The sequence below is a fragment of the Mesorhizobium sp. M0239 genome, assembly GCF_040321815.1.
Classification (GTDB): Bacteria; Pseudomonadota; Alphaproteobacteria; order Rhizobiales; family Rhizobiaceae; genus Mesorhizobium.
In genome coordinates, this window is the sequence record NZ_JAMYSG010000061.1 from 1 (window position 1) to 9,884 (window position 9,884).

General features: G+C 59.1%; 5 protein-coding genes and 1 pseudogene. 4 read left to right on the forward strand and 2 right to left on the reverse strand.

Going from position 1 to position 9,884, the window contains the following annotated elements:
- Positions 1 to 195: 195 nt before the first annotated feature.
- Positions 196 to 1,967 (reverse strand): annotated as a pseudogene (locus NKI99_RS32895) (SLC13 family permease).
- A gap of 972 nt (positions 1,968 to 2,939) precedes the next feature.
- Between NKI99_RS32895 and NKI99_RS32900 the strand changes: the two are divergent.
- The 4 genes from NKI99_RS32900 to NKI99_RS32915 all read left to right on the forward strand — a co-directional run bounded on the left by NKI99_RS32900 (position 2,940) and on the right by NKI99_RS32915 (position 6,705).
- The gene (locus NKI99_RS32900) at positions 2,940 to 3,176 is read left to right on the forward strand and encodes a hypothetical protein (RefSeq protein ID WP_352443239.1); all 237 of its coding nucleotides are present in this window, start codon (positions 2,940 to 2,942) and stop codon (positions 3,174 to 3,176) included.
- 5 nt (positions 3,177 to 3,181) lie between these two features.
- Entirely contained in the window at positions 3,182 to 4,117 is a 936-nt protein-coding gene (locus NKI99_RS32905; RefSeq protein ID WP_352613630.1) for an NAD(P)/FAD-dependent oxidoreductase, read from the forward strand.
- Between the two features lie 987 nt (positions 4,118 to 5,104).
- Positions 5,105 to 5,410, forward strand: coding sequence for a helix-turn-helix domain-containing protein (locus NKI99_RS32910; RefSeq protein ID WP_352443244.1), 306 nt, complete (start codon positions 5,105 to 5,107; stop codon positions 5,408 to 5,410).
- Positions 5,411 to 6,426: 1,016 nt separating this feature from the next.
- Entirely contained in the window at positions 6,427 to 6,705 is a 279-nt protein-coding gene (locus NKI99_RS32915) for a hypothetical protein (protein ID WP_352443242.1), read from the forward strand.
- A 1,891-nt stretch (positions 6,706 to 8,596) separates the two neighbouring features.
- On the opposite strand, the gene NKI99_RS32920 is transcribed toward NKI99_RS32915, so the two are convergent.
- On the reverse strand, positions 8,597 to 9,193 hold the full coding sequence (locus NKI99_RS32920) for a response regulator (protein WP_352443243.1): 597 nt from the start codon (positions 9,191 to 9,193) through the stop codon (positions 8,597 to 8,599).
- Between the last annotated feature and the right edge of the window lie 691 nt (positions 9,194 to 9,884).

Consider the following 9,884-nt stretch of genomic DNA (forward strand, 5'->3'; position numbering starts at 1 on the left):
GGGGATGTGGAGGTCAATGCCGCGCACCGCATGGAAGGCGCCGTAGCGCTTGTGCAAGCCGGTGATTCTGACTTCGGCCATGCCTAAGTATGCCCCCCGTCTTATGAACTGCAGCCCGAGCTTGCGCGGCGGTGACCTCATTCACAAATGTAGTGTCATGAGGGATTTCCAAGGAGGGCATCCGAATATCGGATGTCAGTTCAATGGCCAAACGATCATAAGCATCGGCACAGCAACAATGACTACGAGGAAAGATAGGGGCAGCCCCAGACGCGGATAGTCGCTGAAGCGGTACCCACCCGGCCCCATGACAAGCGTGTTGCACTGGTGTCCGATCGGGGTGAGAAAGTCACAGCCGGCGCCAATGGCGACAGCCATCAAAAATGCTTCCGGCCTGTAGCCCAGATCACCGGCAAATTCGGCGGCGATAGGCGCCATGACAAGGACGGTGGCGGCATTGTTGAGGAATGGCGTAACGGCCATGGCGGCGACAAGGATGAGCGTCAGTGCGCCGGACGCCGGAAGGAGGGTCCCCAGTCTAGCAAGCTCGCCGGCAACTACTCCCGTCGCCCCTGTGCTGCGAAGCGAATCGCTCACTGGAATGAGAACGGCGAGCATGACGAGGATAGGCCATCGAGCGATTGGTAGACGTCGCGGAGCGGTATGACCTTGAAAAGCACAATCGCGACCGCGGCCGCGAAAAAAGCGACGGAGACTGGCAGCAGCCCAAACGCCGTCGCCACCATGGCGAGAGCAAGGATTACTACCGGCACGATACCTTTGCGGACGCTACCAAGAAGGATAGCCCTTTCTGCCAGCGGTAAGCAGCCGAGTTCACGAAGTATCTCGGGCATCCTCGCTGCACTGCCCCGCAAGACGACAACGTCGCCGAGCCTCAGCTCGACTTCGGCCAGCCTGCGGTCGAGGCGCTCCCCGCGACGGCTGACAGCCAGGAGGTTGACATTGAAGCGGTCGTAAAGGGCAAGGCGCTGGGCGGTCCAGCCGATCAAAGAGGAGCTTTCACCGATTACGGCTTCGATAGCGACCATTTCGTTGGTGGTGTCGTCATCACCGACCCTATCCCCGGTCACGCTGAGCCTGCCCTGGGAGACAAGGCGATCCAGCGCTTCTGGGTCGCCCTCGAGCAACAGGATGTCGTTCACCTTGAGGACCGCGTCGGGCAGTGGCGTCATCCGCATCGTGCGATTGCGCAGGATCGACGTCACGATTGCATCGCCGCCGGCGAGCTTCATGAGGTCTGCGACAGTTTTCCCGAGCACCGTGGAGTCGACGACAATTCGAGCCTCAGTAAGGTAATTCTTGATATCGAGCGCTTCATGCAGTGACCCGCCAAACTTTTCGCGCACCGGCAACAACCAATAGAAAAACAGCAGGAAGGTCGTTCCGGCAGCGGCTATGGCAGCTCCAACAGGTGTGAAGTCGAACATTGTGAAGGCGGTTCCGGTCAGCTCCTCTCGCACTCGAGACACAACGATGTTGGGAGATGTTCCCACCTGCGTCATCAGACCGCCGAGCAGTGACCCGAATGCCATAGGCATCAGGAATATCGAGGGCGAAATGTTCGACCGGCGCGCGAACTGGAAGGCGATCGGAATCATGATAGCGAGCGCCCCGATATTCTTTACAAAGGCAGAGAGGATCGTGACCACGATCACCAGCAGCGCCAGTTGCGACCGAACTCCCGATAATTTCGGAGCAAAGCGCTTGATGGCAGCCTCCATGATACCTGAGCGTGCTATCCCTGCGCTCACCAGCAGAGCACTGCCGACAATAACCACGATATCGTCGCTGAACCCGCTGAATGCTTCGTCAAAAGGCACAATGCCAACCGCGAGAGCTAGCAACAGTGCCGCAGCCGCGACCAGATCGTATCGATAGCGACCCCACACGAACGCTGCCATCATCACGAAGGTTACGGCAAATGACAAAATTTGCGGCGTAGTCATGTCTTCGAATGCCCCAGCCGCCAATGCGACTGATCAGAACGGCCAAACCGCCCCTTTTGTTGCTTCGCTGGTTGCGGCTTTGCCAGCCCGATCCTGAATGCCATCGGGCGAGGGTCGCTGGCCCACGGCTTCCAGAGCAGTCGCCTGCGAGCGTCAGGCGCGAAGCGGCGATCGCCGAGAGGAACGAGATCATGGATGCGATCTGCGCACACAAGCCGGAAGCGGCAGAGGCCCCAGTGCGGGGGCATGTCATGTTCGCCTGGAAGACCGCCCGGAACACACTACGCGTCGATTGTCCTTAGGCTCACCACCCGCCTTTCAACAGAGCAGATCGCCCACGATCGGGCTGCGTGCCGAGGTTTTACGCTCACCTTAAGTGCCGCAGCAACACCCCCCTGTATGGAAGAGGGTGCCTCTGGGGCTCGTCCCGTGGAGCGAGCCGCTTTCTTCGCTACTTCAATTCTCACAAAGCTTGGTTCACGCGGGCGCTCTGGTGTTGTCGTAGCTGACAGGAGCCTTCTCGAAAGCCGGATCACTCCGTCATGCCCAGTTCCTCTCAGCATCGAGCAGCTCATTCTGCCCAGTCAAGCCGTTGATAAATAGCCTGAGTACGTGCGCAGCCGTGCGCTCGCCGGCCCGCGATGCAACAGGTACGCCGCGCTCTTTGCAGACCGTCTCACAAACACGGGCAAGCATCACACAATATCGCCCGGTTCCAAAAATCGACCTGGATACAAGATACCGTCCTCTGTTGGAAAGCCACGTGAGCATTGATTGCCGCGAGGTCACCGGCAGCAGCAATCAACCATGATAGTCTGCACCTCGACTGGATTCAGGAAATTTGAGCGGCCCTTCAGACAGTTGGGCATTGCGCCACTCCGCATCGGAAGGACGGGGCTACCAGGCGAGGTTTTCCCCTTAGGTCGATCCGGTCCGAAATCGCGCGGGTCTGGGCGCACGGTCGCTGGTCTAATGGCAAGCTGGCCGGTGAAATGCCGTGTCGGCATTTTCTGGCACCTCGAATTGAAGCCTGATCTGCAGAAGCTGGAACCCCTTGGTGTCGGAGACCGCGCAATCAAAATGGAGGCGCACGATCGCCCAATGAAAAGGCACCTCGACGAGTTGCCGCGAAAAATCACCTTTGCAGGCCTGACCGTCGGCTACTCATCCCCTGCCAAAGCAGGAACAAAGTCCTTTGGGGAACGTTAGGCGCAATGCCAAGTTCTTCCCCCGCTCATGTATTTGACGTGGCGATTGTCGGCGGCGGCCCCGCAGGACTTGCGGCAGGCATGTATCTGGTGAGATTCCTGCGCTCGGTGATCTTGGTCGACGCTGGCGACGCACGAGCCAAGCTCATTCCAAAATCGCATAACTGCCCTGGCTTCCCGGACGGCGTAGGCGGGCCAGAGTTGCTCGGCCGTCTCAGAGCCCAGGCACAGAAATACGGTGCAGGCGTTGTGGACGGTCGCGTAGCGGGCGCCGAGAAGCGCGACGGGACCTTTCTGCTGACGACCACCTTCGGGACCATCCGAGCAAGGCGCATGGTTCTTGCAACCGGGATCGTGGACAAAGCCCCGGCAATAGAAGGGCTGGAGGAGGCGATCGCTGCCCGCACCGTCCGACTGTGTCCGGTCTGCGACGCCTACGAGGCCGTGGGCAAGCGCATCGGCGTCGTAGGCCCAGAGCGTCTAGCACTCAAGGAGGCCCTGTTTTTGAAGGAGTACAGCGGTCAGGTCACCTTGCTCGCCAACTATCCGGAGGATATTTCCCAGGCCGCTCGCAGCATGGCCACGGCAGGCGGCATCGAAATCTGGGACACCGTCGAGGATCTGGTCGCTCGGGCAACCGGGTTCGACGTTGTCATGGCCGACGGTGCGCCAGTGCGGGAAGTGGATGTGGTGTACCCTGCAATGGGGTCTGACGTGCGCTCTGAACTTGCCGTCGCACTCGGTGCAAGGTGTGACGCGCAAGGATATGTTCTGGTCAGCCGACACCTCGAAACGTCGATTGCGGGCCTCTATGCCATTGGAGACGTGGCTGAGGGCCTCAATCAAATAGCCGTTGCGTTCGGCCATGCCGCCACCGCAGCAACACATATCCACAACGCACTTCCGTCTAGGCCGGTGAAGCTGACGGCCACCCTGCCATAGTGGGCGTGCCCATTTGACGCCCTAGGCCATCTTGGTCGATGAAGCGAATTAGGCAGAGCCCTCCGTTTCTCCTGGGCCAAGTGGTAAACAGGTGCTGATCCGAAGCCTCTGCGCGCATCTAAGAGTTCTAAGGACGCTTCAGGTCCTCTCATTGGCGGGCCGGCCTCGGGCCGCGCAACGTTCCAATCAATTTCGTTTGGCAGGTCTGGCCACGCATTTTTGATGGCGATGTGGTCATTCGGTGGACTGGCGGATGATTACCATCCGGACGTGTCGTTCAGGCCAGAGCGCTTGCCGAAAATCAGGAAAACGACTGCCACCAGGACGATGACCACCCCCCGCAGCCCGTTCGCGATGGTCTCACCAGGCTGCATGCGCTCTCCATGAATGAGTACCCGCCACGCCAAGCGAGCCGTGGCGGGCGACGATGAGCGATGACATTCCAAATGTAGAAATGGCTCCGTTGTACATGGGTCAGAGCTTTGCGATTCCATGTCGGGCTTTAGTCGGGCCCAGACAAGATAGGGTGCTGCAAGGAGCTGTGTGGCAGCGCCAGCGCGAAGGCCTGTCACTGCTTCAGTGGGTCCGCCCCCACTTGCTGGCAGAGGCGAACCCGGGCGAGGCTTGGGGACCTCGACCGGCAGCGGGGGACGCTGCCGCTTTCCAAACCTGCCCCGGCATATCAGGTTCCGCTGATTCAAAAAAAGCCCGCCACGGGGAAGTGGTGGCCGGCAGGTTCTGGAGTTTGCTGGGACCAACCAGCACAACGAGCCGCGACAGGGTTGGTTGCGATAGCGGGCGGACGCCCGCCAAGCCGCAGCGCTCGGCCACCCTCCGCTTGCCCCCTCGTCCCGGTGCCAGCCTATAGCCTGTCGCATGCATTGCTGAGACATGGGCCGTGACGACCGTCCCCGCGCGGGGGAATCGATTCTCCGGCCGTCGCATAAATCGAAGGAACATTTTAGACGTAGCGAATGTTCAAAACCTATGGACAGCCGAACCCAACTCTCAGCAGCTCAATCGAGAGCAGCACGCGCCTTGCTGAACTGGTCGCGAGTGCGCCTTGCCGCAAAAGCCAGTCTTGGTGAAGTGACAATCAGAGATTTTGAGAACGGTATACGAAATCCGCGTCCCCACAAGATCGCGGCCATGCGCCAAGCATTTGAGAACGCGGGAATTACTTTCACCTTCGAAGGCGCTCCATCGCTAGCCCGCCCTGAAGGTCATTGCGGTCTCGCCACCACCAATAGAATGTGGCGCCGCCGGCAGAGACAAGCAAAACAATGTCCTTGAAGCCGCGTATTTGCAATCCGCTTCACCAAGCCACAGCCCACCTAAAGGGGCGAGGCAAGAAACCGGTCGAGCTGGTGAGGCTGCTGTGATGGATCGTTCGAACATTCGGATACGCTCCAGACTCTTCATTGATCTCGTCAGTCTTGATACCGGCATCTCGGGCGGCTTTCATCATCTGGTGCGCAAGGTCGCTCGCAGCGACGGTTGCCGGTTGTGGAAACCGGCAGATGGCTCGCGACTCATTCGTCGAGGACCTGCGGCCGCGAGCACTCATTCGGTAAACCAGGATCGTAGTGGACGATGGCACTGCGGATCGTGCTATAGATGCTGTCGACCTCTCCGCGATTGATCCCGATCGACCTGGCATCTGCGATTAGCTTGTGCGCCACTTCGTCAACCGAAGTGACGTCGGCTCTGGCCCTCTTCGGAACGTTGTTCCTGATCCAGGCCGCGCGCTCATACAAGCATCCAAAAGATTAGGAGTGCACACCGGGCTAGCTCAAAGGGCCAGCCTGGAAAACAAGCCGTTTGGCCGGCACTTGCCGATGCTGCGAGATGGGCTGCGGAAGCGCCCATGCAGTCACGATGCTTCCAGCTCGTCGAACCTCGGCCGCAAAGACTGTTCCGTTAGGTTTTGCTGAAATGGCGGGAACTTTTTTCTGCTCCGGCGATTTTCGGTCGCCATGACAAAACTATCTGACCTAGGACCTCGCATTCCCCGCAACGGGGGACATTGCATTCGTGAAAAGGACCGCTTCTACGCATGTCCTTCTTGCGGCCAGAAAGTCGATCAGACCGATTTGCGGCAAGTCATGTGGCACGAACGGCCCGGCCACGAGCCGCTGGAGCCGGAAGACAGCGCGACGATAATCAAGTTCCCGGAGCGCCGGAAATAGCGATCAGTCGCATGTGACCCGCCGTCCATTCGAGGCAGCGGGCGCGACTTCCTCCGCTCGCAAAAATTAGCGGAACATAGGTTAGATCTCGCAGTTGTACGAGCTCATGGGAGGCGCGCGATGTTGCAACGCGAAATCGGCACTGTTTGGGACTGGTCGACATTGGTGGCGGACGATCCTCTGATCGCCGCAGATATCACCCAGCGTCTTTCTGCGCTCGCTTGCAATGGCAACTCTCCCGCTGCCGCCGACGTCCAGTGGCCCAGCGCCGAAAGATTTCGAGGTTGCGACTTTACCAGCCTCGCAGCACCCACCTATCCCCAGCCTATCGTGCTTCTAGCGACGATCTATGCGTCGACGGTCGTGGGTATAACGCTGCTTCTAGCGGCGGCAGTTTGAGCCACGACACCCGATGCCGCTCCCCCAGACACTATCTTCGATCGAGATGGCGCTCGAATGTCCGGCATGCGGAACGGCTTTCATCAAACCAGGGAGTTGGTTCATCGTTGCCGCCCACTATCGGTGCGAAGGTTGCCAGCGTCTACACCGCCTTACCTATCCAGAAAAGGTGGAATTGTTCGACAGAGACACCAAGCGTCTGACGACAGTCTCGACAGCGAGGGACAACGAGGTCGCACGAGTGCCCCAGCTTAGCAGGCAACGACAAGGCCAGTGACGCTCCATCGAGACGGGAAATTACTTCCTGAGGATAACCGACCAGTCAGCGGAAGAGTGTTCGCCTACCAGCAGTCCAACTGATGCTTGGGGTCGGGTTCGATTACTTCGCGTTGAGCGTGCGGAATATCACTACGCAACGGCGGCCGCGCTTTCTCTCGTAAAAACAAGGTTCGTTTCGGCCTGGCTTCCAAGTTAAGGACGGCGTCCCGCAGCGGCCGCCACATGAACGAGCGCCGGGACCTTCATCCGCTGCAAAGCACCTTGCTGCGGCGCACAGATTACGATGGCCGAGATGCAATGATAAAGATACCGCCGAGGCATTGATGAGAGCATCGACAGCACTTCTCTTGGAAGGCGATAGATTTGCCAAACGTCGGCATGCTGCGATGTCCCTAGCACTAGCCATCCTGCACGATGCAGAGGATGGCGCTTCCGGCATGTGGAACATTCCGAAAGCCGCTGTGTTCTAGGCGCAAAAGGAGATTGCGATGATCCGTTGGTTAGTCAGAATTGGCGCCTTATATGTGGCATACAAACTCGGCGAAGCTGCCGGGCGCAGTGAGCAGGAGGTCATTCCTCTCCCGCCCGCCGACCGGCAACGGGAACCAGGTAAGCAGGAGCCGACCGACCTCAGCGTCGAGCCGTCTCAAAAGTCGTCGGTCGCTGGCCGCAGGCCGGGCGAATAAGCTTTCCAAGCTCCCATGACGCGTGTGACGCCAACGCTCTGTGCGAAGGACGGGCGCGTCGCTCAGCTTCGGGATGTTCGGTCCATCGATCGACGCGCAGCGAAGACCCGTCATTGATCAGCAATGACGGGTCTTGCTTTGAGACCACTTGGCCCCGGGGTTGTAAGCCAAGCTGTCGCCCCAATTTTGATTCCCGACACAGGTTCCCAGCTTGGGCAAATAATGCCAGTGGCGTCACCACCACGCAAAGTCGCTGAACGGGACAAGCAGGCCTTCACCAGACGTTTGGCTGCGCAGACCAAGCCGCATACCGAAGATCGATCTTTGCATCAGGTTCCAGGATCGGGCAAAATAAGCCTGCGCCATGGTTCGGAAACGGAAGAGGCCGGTTCTGGTATGCAGCGTCCAGGTCGCCGACACGCACCACACGGAAATCCGTCCCGAAAAATTGCGATCGCCTCGGGAAAGACTCCGAAAGCTGTCGCCAACTTCGGCACCGATGATGGGAAGCGACGTCGCGCGTGCCCGGCTAAAGTCGCTATGATGTCCAAGGTTGCGTCCCAACAAAAAGGCCCGCCACCGTTCGGCGGCGGGCAGTCTCACAGAGGGAAAACACACTGAACGGGAACAGTGCCCCCTTCGAAGCTTGTTTATGCAAGAATGTTCCAACGCGTCCGCGAGATATAGTTGAAAGTCTCACTTGGGAGATCGCATGCTATATGGATGCGATTTTTCAAACTGGCCACACATGCTGGCAATGATCGCCCCCGGAGAATCCCTTTAAGGAACTCGAGCTGCCGCGGGCGCTGCGTGCTAGCATCAGCGTTCGCAACTGCGTGCCCTGCTTGATGATCTTGCCCAAATGCGGATGGGAACCGGGGACGCCGCTGCATCCTGGCTCATGTGCGCTCTTCATCCGACCAAACTCAATTCATAAGATCTGCGCCCCGGGTCCTCGCCACCTCTCGCATAATGGCGCCAAGCCAGTTTTCCGTGGACTCCTCCGCCTGTCTGCAGTCTACCTCCCGGATCGCTCGTTCTAGGGTCCGCTCGACGAGACGGTCTGACGCATCGACATCTCCCAGCATCATGCGCGCCGCGAGCCGCAGCTTGGGCAAAAGCGCGTACACGTCGTCGGATGAACCTTGCTCGAATGTCTCTGCTCGTTCAGCTGCCTGCGCCGAAAGAAGGGCGCGAAACACTGCCTCATTGCCAGATGATTTGCGAAGATTGCTTGCAAAGCGGAGAGGCTCCGGAATCACGATGTCGCTATCGCCGCTGAAGAACACGAAGGGGATGCCCCGGCGCACCAGTTCATCGGCGATGGGAAACACCCGTTGGCCGTTGAGATTGACATCGAGAATTGCAGCTTCGGCTGCATAGGTGTGTTCCCACGCTTGTTTAACGGATGGAGCGGGGCCAAGAATGATGGCTCCCATGCTCCTGAAAAACCGCGCAAGATCTGCCGCTACGAACCACTCGTCCTCGACAATCAGGATGTGCAGTCCGCGCACACCGCGCACCTTCTTATCCTTTCTTTAAAACAGGTGAGGTGCTGCGGACCTGTTTGTCGAGATCTGTCGTCCAAGGCGGTCTGCAAGCGCTTCGCAAGCACGACAATGCGGTTGGGTATGACGCCCGCATCTGGCGGCTGCTGTGCACCCGGTTTCGCAGGCAGCCTCATCTGTGAAGAACGTTGCCTCATCGTCGAGAAACGTCATCTACGCGAACTCGTTCCGCCACAGGGGAGGCAAAAGGGATGCATGCCAAACTCAGCCTAGGGCGTGGCGAGCCCTCGTTCCTTTGCCAAATGTCCATATTCCTGCTGTTAACCCGTCCGGACAATTGGGAATTGCGGAATTCCGATCCGGCCTTTCATCTCACGCGCGCAGCGCGATAACCCGGACCGACGCGCACCAGATAGTCGCAGGCTGCAGCCTTGCCTGAAACGCACCGCGAGTAAACCGGGACCGAGGAGCGCCCCACCCGTCTGCACAGCCGTCACAACCTTTGGGACTGGCGCCGACCCCCGTCGTCACCACGGCGGCGCGCCACTGGCGCCCAATCGTTCATCCACCCCGCTTGAAACCAGCTTCAATCGCCGTCCTTGGCGACCTCAGTGCCACATCCTCTCTCTAAGCCACTTAAGAAACCTGTTCCCTCCAATCGACCGGCGGACTCTAGCGGCAGCCCACTGCCCTCTGAACGTGGTTC

Bases quoted from the DNA above. Each gene is read 5' to 3' on its own strand.
- NKI99_RS32905 (WP_352613630.1), top strand. From the start codon at position 3,182: ATGCCAAGTTCTTCCCCCGCTCATGTATTTGACGTGGCGATTGTCGGC.
- NKI99_RS32900 (WP_352443239.1), top strand. From the start codon at position 2,940: ATGGCAAGCTGGCCGGTGAAATGCCGTGTCGGCATTTTCTGGCACCTC.
- NKI99_RS32915 (WP_352443242.1), top strand. From the start codon at position 6,427: ATGTTGCAACGCGAAATCGGCACTGTTTGGGACTGGTCGACATTGGTG.
- NKI99_RS32910 (WP_352443244.1), top strand. From the start codon at position 5,105: ATGGACAGCCGAACCCAACTCTCAGCAGCTCAATCGAGAGCAGCACGC.